This window comes from Mycolicibacterium mageritense (genome assembly GCF_010727475.1).
GTDB classification, from domain to species: Bacteria; Actinomycetota; Actinomycetes; order Mycobacteriales; family Mycobacteriaceae; genus Mycobacterium; species Mycobacterium mageritense.
Window position 1 is genome coordinate 1,155,966 of sequence record NZ_AP022567.1, and the last position, 22,621, is coordinate 1,178,586.

Annotated in this window: 27 protein-coding genes and 1 riboswitch; of the genes, 11 read left to right on the plus strand and 16 right to left on the minus strand. The window is 68.6% G+C overall.

The window, feature by feature from the left end:
* The first annotated feature begins 1 nt into the window (after nucleotide 1).
* Both G6N67_RS05575 and G6N67_RS05580 read left to right on the plus strand, forming a co-directional pair.
* Nucleotides 2-1,717: an MFS transporter gene (locus G6N67_RS05575; RefSeq protein ID WP_163642501.1), complete on the plus strand. Its 1,716-nt coding sequence runs from the start codon at nucleotides 2-4 to the stop codon at nucleotides 1,715-1,717.
* Nucleotides 1,714-2,202, plus strand: a complete 489-nt coding sequence (locus G6N67_RS05580; RefSeq protein WP_036433665.1) for a DUF2771 domain-containing protein — start codon at nucleotides 1,714-1,716, stop codon at nucleotides 2,200-2,202. Before G6N67_RS05575 ends, G6N67_RS05580 begins: the two co-directional genes overlap by 4 nt.
* Here the strand turns inward: G6N67_RS05580 and G6N67_RS05585 are convergent.
* Both G6N67_RS05585 and G6N67_RS05590 read right to left on the minus strand, forming a co-directional pair.
* Nucleotides 2,199-3,212 carry a glutathione S-transferase family protein gene (locus tag G6N67_RS05585; RefSeq protein ID WP_036433664.1) on the minus strand — a complete coding sequence of 338 codons (1,014 nt, stop codon included), beginning with the start codon at nucleotides 3,210-3,212 and terminating at the stop codon, nucleotides 2,199-2,201. The two genes, G6N67_RS05580 and G6N67_RS05585, sit on opposite strands and share 4 nt — an antisense overlap.
* Nucleotides 3,213-3,262: 50 nt before the next feature.
* Nucleotides 3,263-3,673, minus strand: a complete 411-nt coding sequence (locus G6N67_RS05590; protein WP_036433663.1) for a cold-shock protein — start codon at nucleotides 3,671-3,673, stop codon at nucleotides 3,263-3,265.
* A gap of 143 nt (nucleotides 3,674-3,816) precedes the next feature.
* Here G6N67_RS05590 and G6N67_RS05595 point away from each other — a divergent pair, with 143 nt between their 5' ends.
* The 4 genes from G6N67_RS05595 to G6N67_RS05610 all read left to right on the plus strand — a co-directional run bounded on the left by G6N67_RS05595 (nucleotide 3,817) and on the right by G6N67_RS05610 (nucleotide 6,721).
* Nucleotides 3,817-4,218, plus strand: a complete 402-nt coding sequence (locus G6N67_RS05595) for a YccF domain-containing protein (protein ID WP_036433662.1) — start codon at nucleotides 3,817-3,819, stop codon at nucleotides 4,216-4,218.
* Nucleotides 4,215-5,279: a GTP 3',8-cyclase MoaA gene (moaA, locus tag G6N67_RS05600; protein WP_036433661.1), complete on the plus strand. Its 1,065-nt coding sequence runs from the start codon at nucleotides 4,215-4,217 to the stop codon at nucleotides 5,277-5,279. The genes G6N67_RS05595 and moaA overlap by 4 nt, the downstream gene beginning before the upstream one ends.
* Before the next feature lie 2 nt (nucleotides 5,280-5,281).
* Nucleotides 5,282-5,548, plus strand: a complete 267-nt coding sequence (locus tag G6N67_RS05605) for a MoaD/ThiS family protein (protein ID WP_036433660.1) — start codon at nucleotides 5,282-5,284, stop codon at nucleotides 5,546-5,548.
* A 247-nt stretch (nucleotides 5,549-5,795) separates the two neighbouring features.
* Nucleotides 5,796-5,978: riboswitch (cyclic di-AMP (ydaO/yuaA leader) on the plus strand.
* Between the two features lie 8 nt (nucleotides 5,979-5,986).
* The gene (locus G6N67_RS05610) at nucleotides 5,987-6,721 is read left to right on the plus strand and encodes a transglycosylase family protein (RefSeq protein ID WP_036433659.1); all 735 of its coding nucleotides are present in this window, start codon (nucleotides 5,987-5,989) and stop codon (nucleotides 6,719-6,721) included.
* Between the two features lie 17 nt (nucleotides 6,722-6,738).
* Here G6N67_RS05610 and G6N67_RS05615 read toward each other — a convergent pair whose 3' ends face one another.
* From G6N67_RS05615 to G6N67_RS05630, 4 genes are read right to left on the minus strand one after another with little or no spacing between them, the layout of a single operon-like run.
* Nucleotides 6,739-7,167 carry a molybdenum cofactor biosynthesis protein MoaE gene (locus G6N67_RS05615; RefSeq protein WP_036433658.1) on the minus strand — a complete coding sequence of 143 codons (429 nt, stop codon included), beginning with the start codon at nucleotides 7,165-7,167 and terminating at the stop codon, nucleotides 6,739-6,741.
* A complete protein-coding gene (locus G6N67_RS05620; protein WP_036433657.1) occupies nucleotides 7,164-7,643 on the minus strand; it encodes a MogA/MoaB family molybdenum cofactor biosynthesis protein in 480 nt (159 codons plus the stop codon). The genes G6N67_RS05615 and G6N67_RS05620 overlap by 4 nt, the downstream gene beginning before the upstream one ends.
* On the minus strand, nucleotides 7,640-8,113 hold the full coding sequence (moaC, locus tag G6N67_RS05625; RefSeq protein ID WP_036433656.1) for a cyclic pyranopterin monophosphate synthase MoaC: 474 nt from the start codon (nucleotides 8,111-8,113) through the stop codon (nucleotides 7,640-7,642). The genes G6N67_RS05620 and moaC overlap by 4 nt, the downstream gene beginning before the upstream one ends.
* A gap of 2 nt (nucleotides 8,114-8,115) precedes the next feature.
* Nucleotides 8,116-8,313, minus strand: coding sequence for a hypothetical protein (locus G6N67_RS05630; RefSeq protein ID WP_036433655.1), 198 nt, complete (start codon nucleotides 8,311-8,313; stop codon nucleotides 8,116-8,118).
* 58 nt (nucleotides 8,314-8,371) lie between these two features.
* Between G6N67_RS05630 and G6N67_RS05635 the strand changes: the two genes are divergently transcribed.
* From G6N67_RS05635 to G6N67_RS05645, 3 genes are all read left to right on the plus strand, one after another.
* Complete coding sequence (locus tag G6N67_RS05635; RefSeq protein WP_036435779.1) at nucleotides 8,372-10,627, plus strand: helicase-associated domain-containing protein; 2,256 nt, start codon at nucleotides 8,372-8,374, stop codon at nucleotides 10,625-10,627.
* A 139-nt stretch (nucleotides 10,628-10,766) separates the two neighbouring features.
* Complete coding sequence (locus tag G6N67_RS05640) at nucleotides 10,767-12,416, plus strand: DNA repair helicase XPB (RefSeq protein WP_036433654.1); 1,650 nt, start codon at nucleotides 10,767-10,769, stop codon at nucleotides 12,414-12,416.
* On the plus strand, nucleotides 12,413-12,760 hold the full coding sequence (locus G6N67_RS05645; RefSeq protein ID WP_036433653.1) for a VOC family protein: 348 nt from the start codon (nucleotides 12,413-12,415) through the stop codon (nucleotides 12,758-12,760). The genes G6N67_RS05640 and G6N67_RS05645 overlap by 4 nt, the downstream gene beginning before the upstream one ends.
* On the opposite strand, the gene G6N67_RS05650 is transcribed toward G6N67_RS05645, so the two are convergent.
* The 10 genes from G6N67_RS05650 to G6N67_RS05695 all read right to left on the minus strand — a co-directional run bounded on the left by G6N67_RS05650 (nucleotide 12,757) and on the right by G6N67_RS05695 (nucleotide 21,299).
* Nucleotides 12,757-13,101 carry a cupin domain-containing protein gene (locus G6N67_RS05650; protein WP_036433652.1) on the minus strand — a complete coding sequence of 115 codons (345 nt, stop codon included), beginning with the start codon at nucleotides 13,099-13,101 and terminating at the stop codon, nucleotides 12,757-12,759. The genes G6N67_RS05645 and G6N67_RS05650 overlap by 4 nt on opposite strands.
* 54 nt (nucleotides 13,102-13,155) lie before the next feature.
* The gene (locus G6N67_RS05655) at nucleotides 13,156-17,799 is read right to left on the minus strand and encodes an RHS repeat-associated core domain-containing protein (RefSeq protein ID WP_163642120.1); all 4,644 of its coding nucleotides are present in this window, start codon (nucleotides 17,797-17,799) and stop codon (nucleotides 13,156-13,158) included.
* 218 nt (nucleotides 17,800-18,017) lie between these two features.
* Nucleotides 18,018-18,326 (minus strand): hypothetical protein, encoded by a 309-nt coding sequence (locus G6N67_RS05660; protein WP_036433650.1) that lies wholly within the window; start codon nucleotides 18,324-18,326, stop codon nucleotides 18,018-18,020.
* A 183-nt stretch (nucleotides 18,327-18,509) separates the two neighbouring features.
* Nucleotides 18,510-18,722 (minus strand): CsbD family protein, encoded by a 213-nt coding sequence (locus G6N67_RS05665; protein WP_036435777.1) that lies wholly within the window; start codon nucleotides 18,720-18,722, stop codon nucleotides 18,510-18,512.
* Nucleotides 18,723-18,829: 107 nt separating this feature from the next.
* Complete coding sequence (locus tag G6N67_RS05670) at nucleotides 18,830-19,375, minus strand: hypothetical protein (protein WP_036433649.1); 546 nt, start codon at nucleotides 19,373-19,375, stop codon at nucleotides 18,830-18,832.
* Nucleotides 19,372-20,124, minus strand: a complete 753-nt coding sequence (locus G6N67_RS05675) for a hypothetical protein (protein ID WP_051578796.1) — start codon at nucleotides 20,122-20,124, stop codon at nucleotides 19,372-19,374. Before G6N67_RS05675 ends, G6N67_RS05670 begins: the two co-directional genes overlap by 4 nt.
* 2 nt (nucleotides 20,125-20,126) lie before the next feature.
* Nucleotides 20,127-20,309: a hypothetical protein gene (locus G6N67_RS05680; RefSeq protein ID WP_036433648.1), complete on the minus strand. Its 183-nt coding sequence runs from the start codon at nucleotides 20,307-20,309 to the stop codon at nucleotides 20,127-20,129.
* On the minus strand, nucleotides 20,306-20,530 hold the full coding sequence (locus G6N67_RS05685; protein ID WP_036433647.1) for a hypothetical protein: 225 nt from the start codon (nucleotides 20,528-20,530) through the stop codon (nucleotides 20,306-20,308). The genes G6N67_RS05680 and G6N67_RS05685 overlap by 4 nt, the downstream gene beginning before the upstream one ends.
* A complete protein-coding gene (locus tag G6N67_RS05690) occupies nucleotides 20,527-20,832 on the minus strand; it encodes a hypothetical protein (protein ID WP_073904035.1) in 306 nt (101 codons plus the stop codon). The genes G6N67_RS05685 and G6N67_RS05690 overlap by 4 nt, the downstream gene beginning before the upstream one ends.
* Nucleotides 20,829-21,299 (minus strand): Asp23/Gls24 family envelope stress response protein, encoded by a 471-nt coding sequence (locus tag G6N67_RS05695; protein WP_036433646.1) that lies wholly within the window; start codon nucleotides 21,297-21,299, stop codon nucleotides 20,829-20,831. Before G6N67_RS05695 ends, G6N67_RS05690 begins: the two co-directional genes overlap by 4 nt.
* A gap of 117 nt (nucleotides 21,300-21,416) precedes the next feature.
* On the opposite strand from G6N67_RS05695, the gene G6N67_RS05700 reads away from it, so the two are divergent.
* Nucleotides 21,417-21,995 carry an RNA polymerase sigma factor gene (locus G6N67_RS05700; RefSeq protein ID WP_036433645.1) on the plus strand — a complete coding sequence of 193 codons (579 nt, stop codon included), beginning with the start codon at nucleotides 21,417-21,419 and terminating at the stop codon, nucleotides 21,993-21,995.
* Between the two features lie 71 nt (nucleotides 21,996-22,066).
* Nucleotides 22,067-22,594: a hypothetical protein gene (locus tag G6N67_RS05705; RefSeq protein ID WP_036433644.1), complete on the plus strand. Its 528-nt coding sequence runs from the start codon at nucleotides 22,067-22,069 to the stop codon at nucleotides 22,592-22,594.
* Nucleotides 22,595-22,621: the final 27 nt, after the last annotated feature.

The following is a 22,621-nucleotide window of genomic DNA, read 5'->3' on the forward strand; positions in this document are numbered from 1 at the left end:
CCTGACCGGCGCAACCGAAGACCACACCGGTCGCCTATGCGCTCCGCGCGCCCCGATAAGAGAGAATTGGGCGGTGACCTACTACCCGCCGCGGCCGCCGGCCGATCGTGGCGCGGAACACCCCGGAATGGCGAACTACCCCAGCGACGAGACGTACCGCAAGCCGCGCAGGCAGGCGGGCCCGAGTTCGAATCGCTGGCTTCCGCCGCTCGATGAGCAACAGGCGACCGGGTTCGGTTCCGAACGACCGTCCGGCGCGTCCCGCGGTGTCGGCTCGGGGGCCGGTGAGCGGGTCACGGTCACGCGCGCCGCGGCGCAGCGCAGCCGTGAAATGGGCTCGCGGATGTACGGATTCGTGCACCGGGCGGCCACCGCCGACGGCGCCGACAAATCCGGCCTGACCGCGCTGACGTGGCCTGTGGTCGCCAACTTCGCGGTCGACGCGGCCATGGCCGTGGCACTGGCCAACACGTTGTTCTTCGCCGCGGCCAGCGGCGAGTCGAAGAGCAAGGTCGCGCTGTACCTGTTGATCACCATCGCGCCGTTCGCGGTGATCGCACCGCTGATCGGCCCCGCGCTGGACCGGCTGCAGCACGGCCGCCGCGTCGCGCTCGCGGCGTCGTTCGCGCTGCGCACCGTGCTGATCGTGGTGCTCATCGCCAACTACGACAGCGCAACGGGCAACTTCCCGTCGTGGGTGCTCTACCCGTGTGCGCTCGGCATGATGGTGCTCTCGAAATCGTTCTCGGTGCTGCGCAGCGCCGTGACGCCGCGCGTGCTCCCGCCGTCCATCGACCTGGTCCGGGTCAATTCGCGGCTGACCACGTTCGGCCTGCTCGGCGGGACCGTGGTGGGCGGCGGCATCGCGGCGGGCGCCGAGTACCTGCTCAACATGGTGCATCTGCCCGGTGCGCTGTACGTCGTCGTCGCGGTCTCCACCGCGGGCGCGGTCCTGTCCATGCGGATCCCCAAGTGGGTCGAGGTCACCGAGGGTGAGGTGCCGACGACCCTGAGCTACCACGGCTATTCGGACGGCGGCCCCGGTGAACTGCGCCGCCATCCCGACAAACCCAAGGCCGAGCGTCAGCCCATGGGCCGCAACACCATCACCGCGCTGTGGGGCAACTGCACGATCAAGGTGATGGTCGGCTTCCTGTTCCTCTACCCCGCGTTCGTCGCCAAATCGCACGACGCCACCGGCTGGGAACAGCTGCTGATCCTCGGCCTGATCGGTGCGGCCGCGGGCATCGGCAACTTCGCCGGCAACGTCACCGCCGCCCGGCTCAAACTCGGACATCCCGCGCAGATGGTGGTGCGCCTGGCCGTCGCGGTCACCGCGGTCGCGCTGGCCACCGCGCTGACCGGCAACCTGTTCGTCGCGGCCGGCGCCACGCTGGTGACGTCGGCGGCCAGTGCGATCGCCAAGGCCTCGCTGGACGCCTCGCTGCAGGACGATCTGCCAGAGGCGTCGCGGGCCTCGGCATTCGGCCGGTCGGAATCGGTGTTGCAGCTGGCCTGGGTGGCCGGCGGCGCCACGGGCGTGCTGATCTACACCGACCTCACGGTCGGGTTCACTACGATCACGGCCGTGCTGATACTCGGCCTTGCGCAGACCATCGTGAGCTATCGCGGCGAATCCCTGATCCCCGGCCTCGGCGGTAACCGCCCCGTGCTGGCCGCACGTGAGGGCGGCAGCGCCCCGCTGGCGGCGCAGTGAAACGCGCGCTGGCGATCCTCGCGGCAGTCGCCGTGCTGGCGATCGCGGGCACCGCGTTCGGGGTGTGGCGGCTGAGCCGGTCACACGGTGAGGAGCTGCCCCAGATCAGCGCCTTCTCGCACGGTCATCTGACCCGGGTGGGCCCGTTCCGGTACTGCCCGGTGCTCGACCTCGACAACTGCCAGGAGTCGGGCGTGGCCGGCGAGCTGCCGGTCACCGAGGACAACCCGATCCAGCTGTCGGTGCCCACCGCGATCGGCCGGGCGCCCTGGCGGCTGCTGCGGGTGTACGAGAACCCGATCGACACGACGGTGTCGATGTTCGCGCCCAACACGACGCTCGCCGTGACCATCCCGACCGTCGAACCGCAACGCGGACGGCTGACAGGCCTCGCGGTGCAGTTGCTCACGCTCGTGCAGGATCAGAACGGCGAGGTGTTCGAGCTGCCGCACGCCGAGTGGTCGATCAGCACGGTCTGGTCCTAAGCCGAGTGCCCGGGGAGCACCCGCTCGCCCTCTCGCGTCGGCCCCGGTGGGGTGCCGTCGCCGAAAGGTCTGCCGCCCAAGGCTTCCCGCCCGTGTGGACTCAACCAGTCGGCCAGGTCGGGGCCCTTCGGCACGATCTGGGTCGGGTTGATGTCCGAATGCACGATGTAGTAGTGCTGCTTGATCTGGACGAAGTCGATGGTGTCGCCGAATCCGGGTGTCTGGAAGAGATCCCGCGCGTACGCCCACAGCACCGGCATCTCGCTGAGCTTGGCGCGGTTGCACTTGAAGTGCCCGTGATAGACGGGGTCGAACCGGGCCAGCGTGGTGAACAGCCGGACGTCGGCCTCGGTGATGGTGTCGCCGACCAGGAATCGCTGTGTCGCCAACCGCTCGGACAGCCAGTCGAGTGCCGTGAACAGCCGGTCGTAGGCGGCGTCGTAGGCCTCCTGTGACCCGGCGAACCCGCACCGGTACACGCCGTTGTTGACCTCGGTGTAGATGCGCTTGGCGACGCTGTCGATCTCGTCGCGCAACGGCTCCGGGTAGAGCTGCGGCGCTCCCTCGCGGTGATACTCGGTCCATTCGGTGGAGAAGTCGAGTGTCATCTGCGCGAAATCGTTGGTCACCACCGCACCCGTGGCGATCTCGACGAGCGCGGGCACCGTGATGCCCTTGGGGTAGTCCGGGTCGCGTTTGAAGTAAGCGTCCTGCAGGCGCGGTATGCGCAGCACCGGATCGAGCCCGTCGGGGTCGAGGTCGAACGTCCAGCTGCGCGCGTCGTGCGTGGGGCCGCAAAATCCAATGGACAGCGCATCTTCCAGGCCGAGCAGGCGCCGCACGATGATGGTGCGGTTGGCCCACGGGCACGCGCGCGCGACGATCAGCCGGTAGCGCCCCGGCTCCACGGGATAACCGTCACGGCCGTCGCGCGTGATGCGGGTCGTGATGTAGTTGGTGTCACGCTTGAATTCGCCGCTGCCGGCGGCCACATAGGTGCCCTGAGCCATGGCCCCAGTGTCCCCGCCGAAGGTGAACTCGCGGGTCGGAACACCACGAACTAGGCGTCGAGCTCCCGCGCGACGGCCTTGACCACCTCGGACACGCGGCGCGCGACCTTGCGGTCGGGGTAGCGCCCCTTGCGCAGCTCGGGCTGCACAGTGTCCTCCAGCAGCGTGATCATGTCCGAGACCATGCCGTGCAATTCGTCGGGCGTGTGCTTGTGCTCGGGACGCTCGGCCTCACGCCGGGACTTGGCCAGGCTCGGCGGCGGATCGATCAGCTTGAGGCTCAACGCCTGCGGGCCGCGGCGGCCTGCGGCCACCCCGAACTCGACGCGCTGACCGGCCTTGAGCCCCTCGACACCCGACGGCAACGCCGAGGACCGGACATAGACGTCCTCGCCCTCTTCCTGCGACAAAAAGCCGAAGCCCTTTTCGGCGTCGTACCACTTAACCCTGCCGGTCGGCACTGGTGCTCACCCGCTCGTCATCTAGCTCTTACACAAAGGAAGCGCCCCGCATGCGCCGGGACGCGATGTGCAGATCCTACTCGGCCCTCGCCACATCGTTCATCCCCATTACTCGGTAGGCTTGAAGTTCCGCTGGAGGAGAGATGCGCCTGGTACTCAATATCATCTGGTTGATCTTCGGCGGCCTGTGGTTGGCGCTGGGTTACCTGCTGGCCGCATTGATCTGCTTCGTCCTGATCATCACCATCCCGTTCGGGTTCGCGTCGCTGCGCATCGCGTCGTATGCGCTGTGGCCGTTCGGCCGCACGATCGTCGACAAGCCGGGCACCCGGCCCGGCGCCCTGGTGGGCAACATCATCTGGGTGATCCTGTTCGGGATCTGGCTGGCCATCGGTCACGTGGTGAGCGCCTTCGCCATGGCCGTCACGATCATCGGGATCCCGCTGGCGCTGGCCAACCTCAAGATGATCCCGGTGTCGCTGGTGCCGCTGGGCAAGGAGATCGTTCCGGTGGACGCCTTGAATCCGCAGCGAGCGGCCGTATGACGGTCACCGCACTCGGGCTGCCCACGGTGAGCCGGCCCGCAACCCCGGCTCCGGCCGACGGCCCCCTGATCGACACCTACGGCCGGGCGGCCACCGACCTTCGGGTGTCGCTGACCGACAAGTGCAATCTGCGCTGCACGTACTGCATGCCCGCAGAGGGCCTGAACTGGCTGCCGGGTGAGGCGCTGCTGAGCGCCGACGAGCTGGCGCGGCTGCTGCGCATCGCCGTGACGCGGCTCGGCATCAGGAGCGTCCGGTTCACGGGCGGTGAGCCGCTGGTGACACGTCACCTTGAGGAGGTGGTGGCCGCGGCCGCCGCGCTGACGCCGCGCCCCGAGATCACGCTGACCACCAACGGCATCGGCCTGGCGCGCCGCGCGGCCGGCCTGAAAGAGGCTGGGCTGGACCGCATCAACGTGTCCCTGGACAGTGTCGACGCCGCGCACTTCGCGCGCATCACGCGCCGCGACCGGCTGACCGACGTGCTCGACGGCCTCGCGGCGGCCAAGGACGCCGGGCTGGCTCCCGTGAAGGTCAACGCGGTGCTCGACCCGGTGTCCGGGCTCGACGACGCCGTCGGCCTGCTGCGCTACTGCCTCGAACACGGATACCAGCTGCGGTTCATCGAGCAGATGCCCCTGGACGCAGGCCACAGCTGGCGCCGCGGCGACGTCATCGACGCCGACCGCATCCTGCAGACCCTGCAGAGCCACTTCGAACTGCGGCCGGACAGCAAGCCACGCGGCTCGGCGCCCGCCGAGCTGTGGCAGGTGGCCGCGGGCCCGACGCATGCCGCGGGAACCGTCGGCATCATCGCGTCGGTGTCACACGCGTTCTGCTCGGACTGCGACCGCACGCGCCTGACCGCCGACGGTCAGATCCGCAGCTGCCTGTTCTCGACCGAAGAGACGGACCTGCGGGGGCTGCTGCGCGGCGGCGGGAGCGACGACGCGATCGAAGCCGCGTGGCGGGCCGCGATGTGGGCCAAGCCGGCCGGCCACGGCATCAACGACCCGAACTTCGTGCAGCCGACGCGGCCCATGAGCGCGATAGGCGGGTGACGATGACAGCGCAGACGACGGTCCAGGTGACCGTCCGCTATTTCGCCGCGGCGGCTGCCGCTGCGGGCGTCGAGACCGAAACGTTAGATCTCAGTTCGGGAACGACGGTCGCCGAGCTCGTCGAGCAACTCGGCAGGGGCAACGCGGCGTTGGCTCGAGTGCTTCTACGCTGCTCGTTTCTGTGCGACGGGATCGCGGTACGCGACGTGTCGAAGGTGATTGCAACGCCTCAGACCGTCGATGTGTTACCACCGTTCGCTGGCGGTTAAGGTGATTTGTGTCACATAACGAAATGGTCACAAGCTGGCTACGGCGCGGTGGACCGCGCGTCCGACCTGCGGAAACGCATCAGCAACCTGCACCTTTAATGCTCTTTTAAGTTTTGCCCGACACGAAAATTCCTAAACATCGAAAAGATGACGTGACCGCGGCGACCCGTTACCGTTCATTCCCAAGTCAACTGACCCTCATCGGCTGACCTGCCTCCCCCGATAGCGCCGAGCTCCATCCATCGGGCGGTGGTTAACGACGAACAACACGGATGGAGGCGGGGGACCCACCGGTCCACCGAAGTAATAAGGACCAGGAGCCGCTTGCGGCCCCTTGGGGTGAAGCCGTCTTCGTTTCGACGTCGACGGCCGGGCTACCTCTCCAGCCCGAACCCGACAGCTGACCTCGTGGGCGCATACGAGAGGATCTTCACGCTTATGAGTGGACGGCATCGCAAGCCCACCACGTCTTCATCAGCCAAGAATGTCGCCAAGATCGCCGTGACCGGCGCTGCGCTCGCGGGCAGCGGCCTCGCTTTGGCCAGCCAGGCGACGGCCGCGACAGACGGCGAATGGGACACCGTCGCCCGCTGCGAATCGGGCGGCAACTGGGCCATCAACACCGGCAACGGCTACCACGGTGGCCTGCAGTTCTCCCCCAGCACGTGGTCGTCCCACGGTGGCGGCGAGTACGCACCGGCCGCCTACATGGCCACCAAGGAACAGCAGATCGCGGTCGCCGAGCGCGTGCTCGCCAGCCAGGGCAAGGGCGCATGGCCGGTCTGTGGTCGCGGCCTGTCGGGCGCCACCCCGCGCAACGTCGTCGAAGAGCCGCAGCCGCTCGACGCTCCCGCCGTCAACGGCGAGCTGCCGCCGCCGGATCCGTTCGCCCCGCCGCCTCCGCCGGAGGCCGCCCCGTTCGACGCTCTTGCCGCGCCGCTGCTGGACGCTCCGCCGCCTGCTCCCGAGGCCCCGGCTCCCGACGCGCCTCCTGCCCCCGAGAACTGGGATCAGGGCCCGGCTCCCGCACCGGCAGATCAATGGGCTGCCCATGACGCCGCCCCGGCTCCGCAGGCAGCGCCCGTCAGCTACGTGGACCAGATCCAGCAGGCCATCGAGAACCACGGCCTCGACGGCAACGTCGACCTGCAGGCTGTGCTCGCACAGGGCTGATCCTCGGCTCCGTCGTTCTAGGCGGAGTTGACCCACTCATCGGTGCCGTCGGCGAAGTGCTGGTGTTTCCACACCGGTAACCGGTCCTTGACGGTGTCGATGAGACGGGCACAGGTTTCGAACGCCGCCCTGCGATGGTCCGCCGATACGGCGGCCACCAGGGCGGCGTCTCCTATGTGCAGGGTGCCGATGCGGTGACTGACCGCGATCGCCCGCACACCCTCGCTCGTCGCGGCGATCTCTGCGGCGACCTCTTCGAGGGTCTGCTGTGCCGTGGGATGCGCCGAGTACTCGAGCCTGGTGACGGAGCGCCCGCCGTCGTGGTCACGGACCACCCCGGCGAACCCCACGACCGCTCCGGCGGCCTCGTGGGCCACCAGCGCCTCGTACTCGGTCAGTTCGATGGTTTCCAGGGTGAGTTCCACCCGCACGACGACAGCGCTCATCGGTTGTGGTCCTTGCCGCTCAGCTGATCCAACGCGTGCTCCAGCACATGGTCGAGCACGCCGAGTCCATCTTTCACGCCGCCGGTCGAGCCCGGCAGATTGACCACAAGGGTGCGTCCGGCGACGCCGCACACACCGCGCGACAGCACCGAGGTCGGTACCTTGTGGCCGCCCGACCGCCGGATGGCGTCCGCCAGTCCGGGAATCTGGTAATCGAGCACCGACATCGTGGCCTCCGGCGTGCGGTCGGTCGGTGAGATGCCGGTGCCGCCCGAGGTGATGATCAGGTCGACGTGTTCGGCCAACGCAGAGCGCAGCGCCGACGCGACGGCATTGCCGTCGGGCACGACCACCTGTTCGGTGACGTCATAGCCGCGGTCGGCGAGCCAGCCGACGATGAGAGGGCCGGTGCGGTCGTCGTAGATACCTGCGGCGGCCCGGGTGGACGCGATCACAACCCGGGCCGAATGAGTCACTCCGTTGGTCTTTCCCACAACCCCGTTTTACCGCCTTCCTTGCGCACGACCTGGATCTGATCGATGCGCGCGGCGGGGTCAACGGCCTTGATCATGTCGTAGAGCGTCAGCGCCGCGACGCTGACGGCGGTCAACGCTTCCATCTCGACGCCTGTGCGGTCGGTGCTGCGCACGGTCGCGGTGATGCCCACCGCGGCGTCGCGCACGTCGAAGTCCACGTCGACACCGGTGAGGGCCAACTGGTGGCACAGCGGAATCAGGTCGGGAGTCCGCTTGGCCGCCAGGATGCCGGCGACCCGCGCGGTCGCAAGGGCGTCGCCCTTGGGCAGCCCACCGGACGCGATCAGCGCGACCACGTCCGGACGGGTCAGCAGGGTGCCTTCAGCGACGGCGGTGCGTTTGGTGACGTCTTTGGCGGTGACGTCGACCATGTGCGCCGCCCCGGACTCGTCGAGATGCGACAGTCCCACCGTTACCGGTTGACGACGGTGACCGGCTGGATGTAGGGCAGCTCGTCGGCCGGCAGCGGGAACGTCAGGTCTCCGAACGGAGACAGGGCACCGGTGCGGTCGGTCGCGAGCTCGCTGACGGCGTGATCGTCGCCGTCGCTCAGGACCGGCCAGCCGTTGTCGACGTAGTGCTTCTTGTTGTTGTCAGCCACGCCCCACATTGTGGCAGGCCGGTTGCGCGGTGGCGAGACCGGCGGGCTGCTTTACGCTGGTCAGCATATGACCGCCACCTCATCCGGCGTGCCGTTGGGCGCTTGGCTGGCCGACCTGGACGACGACGCGCTGATCCGTCTGCTCCAGTTGCGGCCGGACCTGAGCCAGCCGCCGCCGGGCACCATCGCCGCGCTGGCCGCCCGGGCCACGTCGCGGCAGTCGGTCAAGGCCGCCACCGACAGCCTGGACTTCCTGCACCTGGCGGTGCTGGACGCCCTGCTGGTGCTGCACGCCGACACCGGCGAGGTTCCGGTGACCGAGGTGACGACCCTGCTCGGCGACCGGGTGGACGAGACGCCCGTGCTCGCGGCGCTCGACGACCTGCGCGAGCGGGCCCTGGTGTGGGGTGACAGCGCGGTGCGGGTCGTGCCGGAGGCCGCCGCGGGCCTGCCGTGGTTTCCCGGCCAAGCCGTGGTCGAGGCGACCAACCACAGCGCCGACGAGATCGCCTCGCTGCTCGAAGGACTCGATCAGGCGCAGGGCGATCTGCTGGCGCGGCTGCTCGACGGATCACCGGTGGGCCGCACGCGCGATGCCGCACCCGACACCCCGCCCGACCGGCCCGTGCGCCGGCTGCTGGAGGCCGGGCTGCTGCGTCAGCTCGACAACGAGACCGTCATCCTGCCGCGCGTGGTCGGCCAGGCGATGCGGGGCGAGGTGCCCGGGCCGGTCGAGCTGACACCGCCCGAACTGAACCTCACCACCACGACGCCCGCCGACGTCGACGCGGTGGCCGCGGGCGCGGCCATCGACCTGCTGCGCGAGGTCGAACTCGTCATCGAAACCCTCGGCGGCACACCGGTTCCCGAGTTGCGCAACGGCGGTCTCGGGGTGCGCGACGTGAAACGGCTGGCCAAGACCACCGGCATCGACGAGCCCCGGCTCGGATTGCTCCTGGAGCTGGCCGCGGGCGCCGGCCTGATCGCGGCGGGCATGCCCGACCCCGATCCGGGCGAGGGCACCGGGCCGTACTGGGCGCCCACGGTCGCGGCCGACCGGTTCGTCGAATCCGCCACAGCCGCCCGCTGGTACCTGCTGGCGTCGACCTGGCTGGAGCTGCCGGCTCGGCCGGCGCTGATCGGCAGCCGCGGGCCGGACGGCAAACCCTTTGCCGCGCTCTCGGATTCGCTCTACTCGACGGCGGCACCGCTGGACCGCCGGCTGCTGCTCACGGTGCTCGCCGAGTTGCCGACGGGATCCGGCGTGGACGCCGCGGATGCGTCCCGGGCGATGATCTGGCGCCGGCCGCGGTGGTCGGCGCGGCTGCAGCCCGGCACGGTCGCCGACCTGCTGGCCGAGGCCCACACGCTCGGCATGGTGGGCCGCGGCGCGATCAGCACACCGGGACGGGCCCTGCTGGCCGGCGAACCCGACGAGGCCGTGGTGACGGCGATGTCGAAGGCGCTGCCCAAGCCGCTCGACCATTTCCTGCTGCAGGCCGACCTCACCGTGATCGTGCCCGGACCACTGGAACGTGAGCTGGCCGAGCAGTTGGCCGAGGTCGCCACGGTGGAATCCGCGGGCGCGGCGATGGTGTACCGCATCAGCGAGGCGTCGATCCGGCGCGCGCTCGACACCGGAAGCACCGCGAGCCAGCTGCACGCGTTCTTCGAGAAACACTCCAAAACCCCGGTACCGCAAGGCCTCACGTATCTCATCGACGACGTCGCACGCCGCCACGGGCAGCTGCGGGTCGGCATGGCGTCGTCGTTCGTGCGGTGTGAGGATCCGGCGCTGCTCGCGCAGGCCGTCGGCTCCCCTGCCGCCGAGCGGCTCGACCTGCGCCTGCTGGCGCCGACCGTCGCAGTGTCGCAGGCCCCGATCGGCGACGTGCTGGCGGCGCTGCGGGAGGCGGGCCTCGCGCCTGCCGCCGAAGATTCGACCGGCACCATCGTCGACATCCGGGCCCGCGGCGCCCGCGTCACGGCGCCGACCCGGCGCCGCGTGTACCGGCCCGCCACGCCGCCCACCGAGCAGACGCTCGGCGCGATCGTGGCGGTGCTGCGCAAGGTCGCGGCGGGCCCGTTCGCGAATGTCCGGCTGGATCCGGCGATGGCCATCACACAGCTGCAGGAGGCGGCCCTCGAGCAGACCTCGGTGGTGATCGGCTACGTGGATCCCGCCGGCGTCGCGACACAGCGCGTGGTGGCTCCCATCAACGTCCGCGGCGGTCAGCTCACGGCCTACGACCCGGCGTCCGGGCGCGTGCGGGAATTCGCGATCCACCGCGTCACGTCGGTCGTGTCCGCCGACAGCGATTAGCGCGCACCGAGACTGCCCTCAGGGACACGATGACCACGGACTTTGTCCCTCACTTCAGTTTCGGTGAGCAGTGCTGCCAGCGGCCGGCCACACCGATTCGGAATAATGGACGGGATGACTTGCCTGCGAGGAGCCCGGGATGACTGACGGCCCTCTGATCGTCCAGTCCGACAAGACGGTCCTGCTCGAAATCGACCACGAGCAGGCCGGGGCGGCGCGCGCCGCCATCGCGCCGTTCGCCGAGTTGGAGCGCGCGCCCGAACACGTTCACACCTACCGCATCACACCCCTGGCGTTGTGGAACGCGCGCGCCGCCGGTCACGACGCCGAGCAGGTGGTCGACGCGCTGGTGAGCTTCTCGCGCTATCCCGTGCCGCAGCCGCTGCTGGTCGACATCGTCGACACCATGGCGCGCTACGGGCGGCTACAGCTGATCAAGCACCCCGCCCACGGTTTGACCCTGGTCAGCTTCGACCGTGCGGTGCTCGAGGAGGTGCTGCGCAACAAGAAGATCGCCCCGATGCTGGGGGCGCGGATAGACGACGACACCGTGATCGTGCACGGCAGCGAGCGTGGGCGGGTCAAGCAGATGCTGCTCAAGATCGGCTGGCCTGCCGAGGATCTGGCCGGCTATGTCGACGGCGAGGCGCATCCGATCGAACTGGACCAGAACGGCTGGGCGCTGCGCGACTACCAGGAGATGGCCGCGGACTCGTTCTGGGCCGGCGGCTCGGGTGTGGTGGTGCTGCCGTGTGGCGCGGGCAAGACGCTGGTGGGGGCGGCCGCGATGGCCAAGGCCGGGGCGACGACGCTGATCCTGGTCACCAACACCGTCGCGGGCCGGCAGTGGAAGCGCGAGCTGGTGGCGCGCACCTCGCTGACCGAGAACGAGATCGGCGAGTACTCGGGCGAGAAGAAGGAGATCCGTCCCGTCACCATTGCGACGTATCAGGTGATCACGCGCCGCACCAAGGGCGAGTACAAGCACCTGGAGCTGTTCGACAGCCGCGACTGGGGCTTGATCATCTACGACGAGGTGCACCTGCTGCCCGCGCCGGTGTTCCGGATGACCGCCGACCTGCAGTCGCGGCGCAGGCTCGGCCTGACCGCGACGTTGATCCGCGAGGACGGCCGTGAGGGCGATGTGTTCTCGTTGATCGGGCCCAAGCGCTACGACGCTCCGTGGAAGGACATCGAGGCCCAGGGCTGGATCGCGCCCGCCGAGTGCGTCGAGGTCCGGGTGACCATGACCGACAACGAGCGCATGATCTATGCCACGGCCGAGCCCGACGAACGCTACAAGCTGTGCTCGACGGTGCACACCAAGATCGCTGTGGTGCGCTCGATCCTGGAGCGCCACCCCGGCGAACAGACCCTGGTCATCGGCGCCTACCTGGACCAGTTGGAGGAGCTCGGGCAGGAACTCGACGCCCCGGTGATCCAGGGGTCGACCAAGAACGCCGAGCGCGAAGCGCTGTTCGACGCGTTCCGGCGCGGCGAGATCTCCACGCTGGTGGTCAGCAAGGTCGCCAACTTCTCCATCGACCTGCCGGAAGCGTCTGTGGCCGTTCAGGTTTCGGGAACCTTCGGATCCCGCCAGGAGGAAGCGCAGCGGCTGGGCCGGCTGCTGCGGCCCAAGCACGACGGCGGCGGCGCGGTGTTCTACTCGGTGGTGTCGCGCGATTCGCTGGACGCCGAGTACGCGGCGCACCGGCAGCGGTTCCTGGCCGAGCAGGGCTACGGCTACATCATCAAGGACGCCGACGATCTGCTGGGGCCGGCGATATGACGGTGCAGCGCGTGATGCCGGTCCTCACGGTGTCCGACTTGTCTGTGGCCGAGGCATACGCCGAGACGCTGGGCCTGACGGAAGTGATGAACCACGGCTGGATCGTCACCCTGGCCGATGCGGAGCTTCGTCACCAGGTCAGCCTGATGACGAAGGACGCGACGGCACCGGTGAATCCGTCGGTCTCGATCGAGGTCGACGATGTCGACGCCGCGTATGCGGCCGCGGTCGAGGCCGGGCTGGAGATCGTGCATCCTCTCAGCGACGAGGAATGGGGGGTGCGGCGGTTCTTCTTCGCCGATCAGGCCGGCAACGTGGTCAACGTGCTGACCCACCGCACCTAGGCGTGCGGGCCCACCGTCTTCACGACGGTCAACAGCACCACGGAGTCCTCCAGCGCGTGCAGGCTGTGCCTGCTGCGCGGGATCACGATGTGGTCCCCCGGTGAACCTTCCCAACTGGCCTCGGAGTTCGCGAGCTTCACTCGGCCCTCGATCACCTGGAGCGTGGCTTCACCGGGGCTCTCGTGCTCGTCGAGATCATTGCCCGCGGTGAGGGCGATCAACGTCTGGCGAAGAGAATGTTCGTGGCCGCCGTAGACGGTGTGTGCACTGCGCCCGCTGCTGGCCGACCGGGCTGAGGCCAACTGCTGACGCGCGACCGCGGTAAGCGAGATCTTCTCCATACCTTGGATCGTGCCACCTTGCGCGCTCGAATTTCGGTGAGCCGGCACTTTGGCTCAGGGCATGAAGAAGTTCTGTGTGAACATCCGGTAGTTGTCCGCGTTCTCCCGCAACGTCGGGGTTTCGATCCACGAGTTGTACGGCTGATTGCTCATGCCGTTGAGGTAGTAGAAGTGGTCGGCGGTGTCGTTGTACGCGTGGGTCAACTCGTGGACGAGCACCCCCGTCTGCGCGTTCACCGACCATCCGCTGTTGAAGTAGCTGTCGCACAGGTTGATGTCATCGCCCCACGGGCCGACGACGTAGGCGGCGGCCTCGGTGCAGTGCCCGTCGCTGCCTTCGCAGTCGATGTCGAAGTCATCGGAGGTGATGGCGTCGAACACGTCCTCCAGCGTGGTCCAGATCTCCTCCTTGGAGCCCAGACTCGTCGAGTTGTCCGGCCCGCCGAACCAGAACTTGACCTGATTGCGGGTGGTCCCGATGCCGGGCAGCGTGGTCCCGGTGTAGTCGCAGGCCCACAGCATGAACACCTTGTCGCTGGCCTGCCCCGACGCCCGGAACGCGCGGCAGACGCGCATGCCCATGAGGTCGCGGCGCCCCTTCGAGCAATCCTCGTACTGCACCTTGACCGTTCTCGGGCCCGGCCAGGGGCCGCCACAGGTGTGATAGCGATTCACCGACGACAGGCCCGTTGGGTCGACGAACATGGTCGGGTTGTTGCCGGCATACGTGTACGCGTTGCCTCTGCTGCGCCCGTCCTCCCACGCCCCGGTCGGGTCCGCGGTGGTGAACCGGCCGGTCGCCGGCTCGAGGTAGCGGTTGCGCACGTAGTACAGGCCAGACTCGGTGTCGTAGCCGTAGCCCGCGAATGACACTGGCAGGGTGTCCTTCTGGGCCGTTTCGCCGAAGTCCCCGTACTCGTGGCCGCGCAGCACACCCGAGCCGTCGAACTCGGCGACCACGCTGCCCAGCACATCCGAGACGAACCACCGCTCGACCGAGCCGCTGACCACGCCGTAGACCGACGAGTCGTGCCGCACCAGGCTGTGCGTGCCCGCAGCGTCCCGGTACTCGACGATGTCGTCGCCGTCGAAGACGTAGCGGACCGCGGGCCCGTCGTTGACGGTCTTCACGAGCCGACGGCCCAGGCAGTCGTAGCCATACGTCGCCAGCGTGCCGGTGGCGTCGTCGCGATACTCGACCATCCGGTTGCGGTAGTCGTAACGCATCGACGTGGTGTGACCGTCGGCGGTGGCGATCGTGACCAGGTTGCCGTTGGCGTCGTAACCCCGCCGGTCCGCCGGCGTCGACACGTAGCGGTTGCAGGCCGTCGTGTAGCGCTGCTCCTCGCCGTCGACGCGGATCGCGGTCCGATTGCCTGCGGGATCGAGTTCGTATTCGCGCAATGAGCCGTCGCTGCGCGCCGACGACCGTAACCGGCCCATCGCGTCGAGGCCATAGGTCACCGTGCGCGTGCCCTGCGCGTCGGTGGTCTCGACGCCGGTCAGGCGGCCCGCCGCGTCCCAGCGGTAGTGCCGCTCGTCGAGGACCGCCGTCGGCGTCGCGGTGACAAGCCGGTCGGGCAGCCCGGCGGGATCCCACGTGGCCGTGGTGGTCACCGCGGTCCGGGCGAATCGGATGACGCCACCCGGATCCACGTCGATCGCGCTTCCGCGCCGGTCGCGGATCTGGCTCAATTGTGAAGTACCATAGCTGAATTCGAGCCGATAGCCCGACGGATAGGTGACCGACGTGCGTCGCCCGGCCGCGTCCTGGGTGGCCGTGACCGTGTGGCCGTCCTGCACCTGTTGGACCGACAGGCCGTCATGACGCCATTCGACGGCGTGCCGGTTGTTGGCCGCCCGGATCAACCGGCCCAGTTCGTCATAGGCGTAGGTCTCTGACGTGGTGTCGTCGGCGACCCCGGCGCCCGGCGTGATGTCGCGCCGCACGAGGCGGTCCATCGCGTCGTACGTGTTGACCACCCGCGTGCCGTTGGCGTCGGTCCAGCCGACGCAGTTTCCTCTGCCGTCGAAGGAGAAGCGCTCGGTGGTCGCGTCGGGATGCTCGATCTCGACGATGTTGTCCGCGGCGTCGCGCACGTAACGGGTGGTGTTGCCGTCCGGGTCAGTCCGGGACACCACGCGGGAGCCGTCGTTCCAGGCCTGGCCGATGTGCGCGATGGGCGTGTCACCGCGGTCCGACCACTCGACCCGCGTCGGCCGGCCCAGGCCGTCGTATGCCAGCCCGACCTGCCGTTCGCCGGGCAGCCCGATGATCGCGGGGCGGTCGTACGCGCCGTAGCCGAACGTGTGGGACAACCCTTGCGGAGCAACCGTTTCCAGGATCCGGCCGCGGACGTCGCGCGTGTAGCGCGTGTGCAGGCGCCGGCCGGTCGCGCGGTGTGCACTCACCTTATCGGCGACGTTGGAGTTGGCGTCGTAGGTGTAGGTGGTGATCCAGCCGGTGCCGTCGTTCTCCTCGACAGGCCGGTCCAGCGCGTCGTACCGGGTGCGCCATTCCCGCCCGGCGGGATCGGTGTGGCGAACCAACCGCGAGCGGGAGTCGAATTCCGAACTCTCGACCGCGGTTTCCCCGTTCGCCCTGGTCGTGACCCGTCGGGTGAGCCGGTCGGCCGCATCGAAGGTCTGATCGATCTTCGTGCCTGAGATCCTCTGGCACAGCACATTTCCGTTCGCGTCGCGCGTGAAGCTCACGGTCGTCCCGTTGGGCGCCGTGATCCCGACCACGCGGCCGTAGCCGTCGTAGGCCGTGCGGATCGTGCTCGCTTCGTCACCCGCACCGCGCGTCACGCCGACCACTCGTCCGACCGCGTCGTGCTCGTAGGTCACCTCGCGCTGAGATCCCCAGGTCTGCCGTACCGCCCGGCCGAGCGCGTCGAACTCGAGGCGCACGACGCGTTCGCCACCGCGCCGGGTCGCGACACGATTTCCGCCGGCGTCGTATTGATGCGACACCACGACGTCGTGCCCGTCCCCGGCCGGTCGCGAAACCGTCAGCAACCTGCCGAGCCGGTCGTACGTTCGGGTCTGCACGCGCTCTCGACCGGCCTCGGTGACCACGCGGGCGACCGGGTTCAGGTTCGCGTCGTAGCGCGTGTCTTCGGTGGACCCGTCGGGAAGAGTGCGGCGCACCATCAGATCCCAGGCGTTCCAGGTATGCCGATGTTCGTCTCCGGACGGATCTTTGAGCACCATCAGGCGGCCCAGGGCGTCGTGTTGATAGGTGGTCCGCAGGGCCAATCCGTCGGCGTCGAGTGTCTCGGTGGACAGCTGCCCATGGCTGCGGGAATATGAGAAGGTGTCCCGGCGGCCGGCCTGTTGCTGCGCTATGACGTCACCGAAGTCGTTGTAGGTCAACTCGGTTCGGGTTCCGTCGCGATCGACGATCAGTACCGGATTGCCCCGCTCGTCGTACTCGGTCGAGCTCACAGCGCCACGTGGGTCCGTCTCACGCGTGACGAAGGCCTGCCCGCAGGTGCAGCCGAAGCCGGTGAGATAGTCGTAGGTGCGCACCAGCTCCGTCTGGTCACCGCCGGAATCGCCTGGGAGATAACGGATCGAACGCAGATTGCCGCGTTCGATCGGCCCGGCGTCAGCCCTACGCGAGATTTCGAACTCCTTGACCACAGTACTGCCGTCCGCGCGCACGATCCGGGTCAGCAGGCCGTCGGGATTGTCGTAGTCGTACCGGGTCTCGTAGCAGGACGGTTTTCCCGCCGCGGCAGGCTCGGGGTACTGGCGGACCGCGATGCACGCGTCGAGCTTGTCGAACAGCAGCTCGCGAACATGTCCGTCGGCGTCGGTGACACTCGCGAGGACGGCGGCCTCGTCGGTCGTCTGGTAGCCGATCCGCACCGGACGGTCTGAACCCGCCCAGCGCAGTGAGCTGACCCGTTCGTGGTCGAACGACTCGGCGTACCCGACGTCGAGGAGCGGCTCGCCGCCCCGGTCGGTGATGCCGGCCAGCCGGTGAGATGCCGAGTAGGTGTAGTGAATCGTTGCCCCGGCGGGGAAGTCGTTGCCCGTCGGTGTTCCCGTGACGGCCGGGTAGGTCACCGAGGCGAGGTCGCCGTCGGCGGTGTAGCGGTACGACACTCGACGGCCCGTGAAGTCGGTCAGCGTGGTCAGGTGACCGGCCCGGTCATGGCTGAAAACGGTGTTGCGGCCCAGGGTGTCGGTGACGACTTCCAGCAGGCCGGTCTTGTCGTACCCGAAGCGCAGTGCGTTGCCGTTGCGGTCGACGATGCGTTCGATGCATCCGGCCGCCGGCCTGCCGTCGAGCGGCCGGAACTCCCACGCTCCGCCGCCCGAGAACCGCAGCCGGAACTGGTCGGCCCGGCCGATCCGGCCCTCGGCGAAAACTCCACGTGCGGTGTAGATCCCGTGTTCATCTGGTCGGTAGAGGTCGGCGCCGCCGGTGCCGGTCCACAGCCGGATGCCGCCCCGGGTGGCCTCGGCTCGCAATGCGTAGGTGTGGTCCCAGTACCGGTCGGGCGACTCCGGGCGGGATCGGTACGTGCGGGTCCAGACGAAGTCCTGGCCGCGCCCGGCAATGCGGATGTCCTCCTGTTGCCACACGAACTCGCCCGTGGCGAGTCGGACATTGCGGGGCAGGTTCGGGCCTCCGGAGCAACCGGTGCAGTCGGCGGGTTCCGCGGGTGGGTGATCAGTAGACATTTTCATTCGAGGCGCGAAACGCCCGGTGCGTACCGCTGCCCCATCCCCCTTTCGATCACTGTGGGCGAAAGCTCCCGGGCGCCGGTCAGAAGAACTGACCGGCACCGGGTTTCAGCTTCGCCTTTGCGATTGCCAGACCGTACGTCCGCGATGACCGGTTTGGCTGGGGTAGTGCACTACCTGATTTCCGCGACACCGAGGCGTCCCGGTGGGGTATTTCAAATCACGCGGAGCGAATCCCCGTCACAGGGGAACCTGCGCCGCAGTTCCACGAGCATGCGTTCGACCTCTGCGATCCGCCCGCGCACCCGCAGCAGGCCCTCCGGTGGTTGATCATCGCCGTCGCCGCTGCGGTCGATGCGGCGGCGCCACATCCTTTCGGCCTTCGCTGCGAGCACCTTGAGCTCGTCGATCTCACCGCGCAGCATCAGGTCGAACAGCTGCGATTGCGCGATGTCAGCCGGATGCGGCGTGCCGGTCCAGCCATCGGAAGCTCCAGGGCCGAATCCGCGCGGTGGGGAGAACACACCTGGATCATGTCGAAGTTTGCCCGATCCAGCGACCTCACAGGTTTAACCGCCGGTACGCCGTCCCGTCACTTACCGGCCACGGGCGATTTGCCGGCGTTCTCGTGGGCGATGTCGACGCTGTAGTCCGCCGGGTGTTGTCCCGCCCGAAACCGAGAATGCGGGCGGGACAACATGGTTCGGTTATCCGTTGCCGGTCAGCCGGTCCTTGACGGCTTCCACTCCGTCTTTCACCTTCTCGGCGGCGTCGGCGATCTTCTGCTTGGCCGCCGCGATCCCCTGATCGGCCTGCCCTTCGGCTTTGAGATCCTCGTTGCCGGTCGCCGCCCCGGTCGCCTCCTTGGCCCGGCCCTTGAGATCGTCGACCTTGTTGCGTGCATCGTCTGCGATTCCCATGTCCTGCACTCCCCTTCCGTGACAGGGTGACGCATTTGCGGTCACCCACTGTTTCCCGATCCAGCGCATTCCCCTCGTTCTTGCTGCACTGGACGTCTCTTGCCCGGTCAGATCACCTGCGGGCGAACCTTTTCCGGTCGAACCTGCTCGACCAGCAACTGAAACTCGAAGTCGGCACCTGCAGCCCGCCGGGCATCGGCAGCGCATCTGCGGGCCAACCGGCGCACCTCGGCGGTTGGCGTGTCCGGAGCCACCTCAACGGTGACGCGCATGACCGGCCTGCCGCGTTCGATACGGGTGCGGGCCTTGGCGCCCTGTACTGCGGGGTGCCGCCCCACATCGCCGGCGACGGCATCGGCGATCCGGTCGAGATTCGCCGCGCCGGCGTCGCCGCCCACCCCTGCGGGACGCAGATGCAACAGCAGTAACCACAACCCGAGCAGCACCGCGGTGACGCCCGCGCCACCAACCGCTGCCGGCCACCAGGGCCATTCAGCGGTGTGCGTCAACACCACCGGCTGGAGGCGCTCGGCGGATTCGCGGGCCGCACGGAGGTTCACGCGGTATCCGATCAGCCAGCCGCCCGCCACCAGCAATGCCAGAGCCACCCCTGCGGTCACGAGTCGATCCACCATGCGGACCACCGACGTCATTGTTCGTCTCCTTCGCAGCGCCAGGCCTCGACTGCGTGCCGTTGTACCCACACCCCGTCGCCGACAGGGTGATACGCCAGTCGACGCGGCTTGACCGCGACGACCAGCAATGCCGCACCCACGAGCACCGCGGCGACCGCACCGGGCCACGTCCACCAGTGCCACTGAGCGCGGCCGGCCCAGCCGAGCACTGTCGAGATCCACGCGCCGCCACCGATCCAGCCGAATCCGATGAGCGCGTCGCGTACGGCGACCACGCCGATCGCGATCACCATCAGCGCGATGAGCACACCCGTGATCGTGGAGGCCGCGGTACGTCGCGGCGCGAATCGTGCGCGCCCACCGTCGGCTACGACTCTCGGTTCGGCATCCTCCGCGTACGCGTCGGCTACCTGCGCAGGCGTCCGGTCGCTGACGATCCGGCTGATCCGCACCCCGATGCGACGCGGCTGCTCACCGAGGCACAGCGACATTTCTCGTGACACCGCGGATTCGACGTCGCTGCGGATCGCCTTACCGTCGATGGGCCAATTCACCGCGATCTCCACGTCGATCGCCGGCGACTGCGGTCCACCGTTGACGCGTACCGCGGGCAATGTCCGGCCCGGCACGACCGCGCGGCGGCGTACGACACCTGGCACCGAGAGCGCCGCGTGCTCGATCAGCCGATGCCGCACCCGTTCGCTGATCACCGTCTGACCGCGTTTGGGTTGCGCCACAAGCGGTGCCACGGCCGGTTCGGTTGTCACTCTCAGCTCCTGGGACGGCGCCCGAGGGCTGTCAGGTCGATGGTCCCGTCGAAGTGGGCCCCGATCGCTGCACCGGAACCACCGAGGACCAGGGCCAGCAGAAAACCGATCAGACCGCCGGTAGCCGCGGCAATTGCCAGCAGCAGGCCGACGAAAAGGCCTACCACCACGTACTTTTGATTCATCGTTGAGCCTTCTTGGAAAGATTGGCGCGGCGGGTGCGCCTGCGTTTGGTGAGGTATGCCGCGAGCCGTCCTCGGCAGGTGCGCCGGATCCGGATCGCGGACCGCGGTGTGCCGCGATCGAATGCGGCGAGCGCCTCGATCAAGGCCTCGGCCGAGCCGCCGACGTCGGGATGGTGTCGCCGGACCGCGGCACGGCGGGCACGACGGTGGTACTCAGTCACTGCATCTGGTCGTGTGCCGGGGCCACCGCGACGTCACCGACCACCACGTCGACCGGAAATCCGGCGGCAGCGTTCGCCGCGAGCCGCACCTCCTCGGCGATGCCGAGCAGGTGCGGCCGCAGCTGCAGCACGACGTGGACTTCGCCTCTGTCGGTGCCGAGCCGAATCCCCCGAACGGTACGGCCGGGCAGATGCGTCTCCGGGACGCCCGGGCCGAAGTGCAGCCCGACCACGCCGTCGACGGCGGTTACGGCCTGCACCACGCGGTCGACGAGGTCCGCGGTGGACGACGTCTGGCTCATACGACGCGGGGCTCGCCAGTGGTGCTGCCATCGGTGACATCGTCGTCGTCGAAGTGGACGTCGTGCACGGTGATGTTGACCTCGGTCACCTCGAGTCCGGTCATGTTCTCGACCGCGGCGATGACGTTGCTGCGGATGCCGTCGGCCAGGTCGTGGATGGCGATCCCGTACTCCGCCACGATCCCGATGTCCACGGCGGCCTGCCGCTCACCGACCTCGACGCTGACCCCCTGGGTCAGGCTCGGCGAACCCGGAAGGGTTTCCCGCAGCTTGCCGACAACGCGTGCCGCCTGACCTCCGAGGTCGTACACGCCGTCGATCTCGCGGGTCGCGATACCGGCGATCTTGGAGACGACGATGTCGGCGATGGTCGTGGCACCGTGACCGGACGCCTTCTCGACGTCCTTGCCGACCCGGTCGGCGGCTACGCTTGAGCTAACTTCCCGGGGCTGGGTTGCTGCGGTCATCAACTTCTCCTTCTAGCCTGATTCCCCGAACATTTCGTTCGGCACAATCGGTTAGTCGGTGGGAGGTGCATGGCGCGCACGCTAATGAGACGTAGACCACACTGACGGCAGGACGCGATGGGGGTGGCGGTGGTACCGAGCAGGGGTGGCCTGTTGGAGTTGCTCTCCGACGATGCGCTCGCCCGTCGCGCTCAGCGTGGCGACGCGGACGCCTTCGACACATTGGTGGTGCGTCACGCGCCTGCGCTGCACCGGTTCGTCGCAAACACCCACCCGGACCGCGACGAGTGCGACGACATCGTCCAGGAGACGTTCATCACGGCGTGGAAGGCATTGCCCACATTCGCCTTCCGGTCGCAGTTTCGCACCTGGCTGTATTCGCTGGCATCCCGCAGAACCATCGACGCCCTTCGGCGCCGCCGCCCGCACAGCGCGCTCGACTCGACCGCTGACACGCCCGACCTCACGCCGGGGCCGGGCCAGCGCGCACTCGCCGGCGACTTCATGGCGGCACTCAATCGCGAACTGGCCCTGCTGCCGTATCCCGCGCGGGCGGCGTGGTGGCTGCGGGAGGTGTACGACCTGCCGCTCTCGGAGATCGCCACGGTATTGCACACCACCGAGGGATCGGTGCGCGGCCACCTGCAGCGCACCCGAAAGCGGCTCGCCACGGCGCTCGAGGAGTTCCGCCCATGACGGCGTCGCAGCATTCGATTCGGCCCGGTGGCTGTGCATCGGGCGCCGTGTCACGTAAGACTGGAGGTTCGATGCGCAGCAAAGCCACGGACGACTACGACGCCGTCGCACAGTCGACGGCGTGGATCGCCGATGCCACACGCAAGCTGGCCGGGCTGCACGCATCACCCGACGAAGCCACCCGCCATGTGGTCGATCCACGCTGGGGCGAAGGCAGCGCAGCCCTCGACCGGCTCCGCGCCAGCATCGCTCATCACATTGCGCGGCTACCGCGCCAAGGGCGGCCGATTCACAGCGTGCACGCCGGCATCAGCATCACCCACCTGGCTCTGGCGAAGTTCCTGGCCTGGCAACTGGCCGAATCGGCCGCGGCCGCCACCGCGGCAGTCGCCGACGTCGAGGTTCGGGTCGACGGGTACACCGTGTCGGACGTGCACATCCACCTGGTGGCCGTCGGAGCCGATCCGCGCGACCACACCTACCTGCACGACGGCGACCGCCTGCGGGCGCGCGCAGCAGCCCTCCTTGCCGAGATGGTCGACACCGCACCGCACATCACGCTCACCTGGGAGGACATCGCCTTACCACCCGACCCGTAGCGGCAGCTTGGCGGTCACCTGACGGTC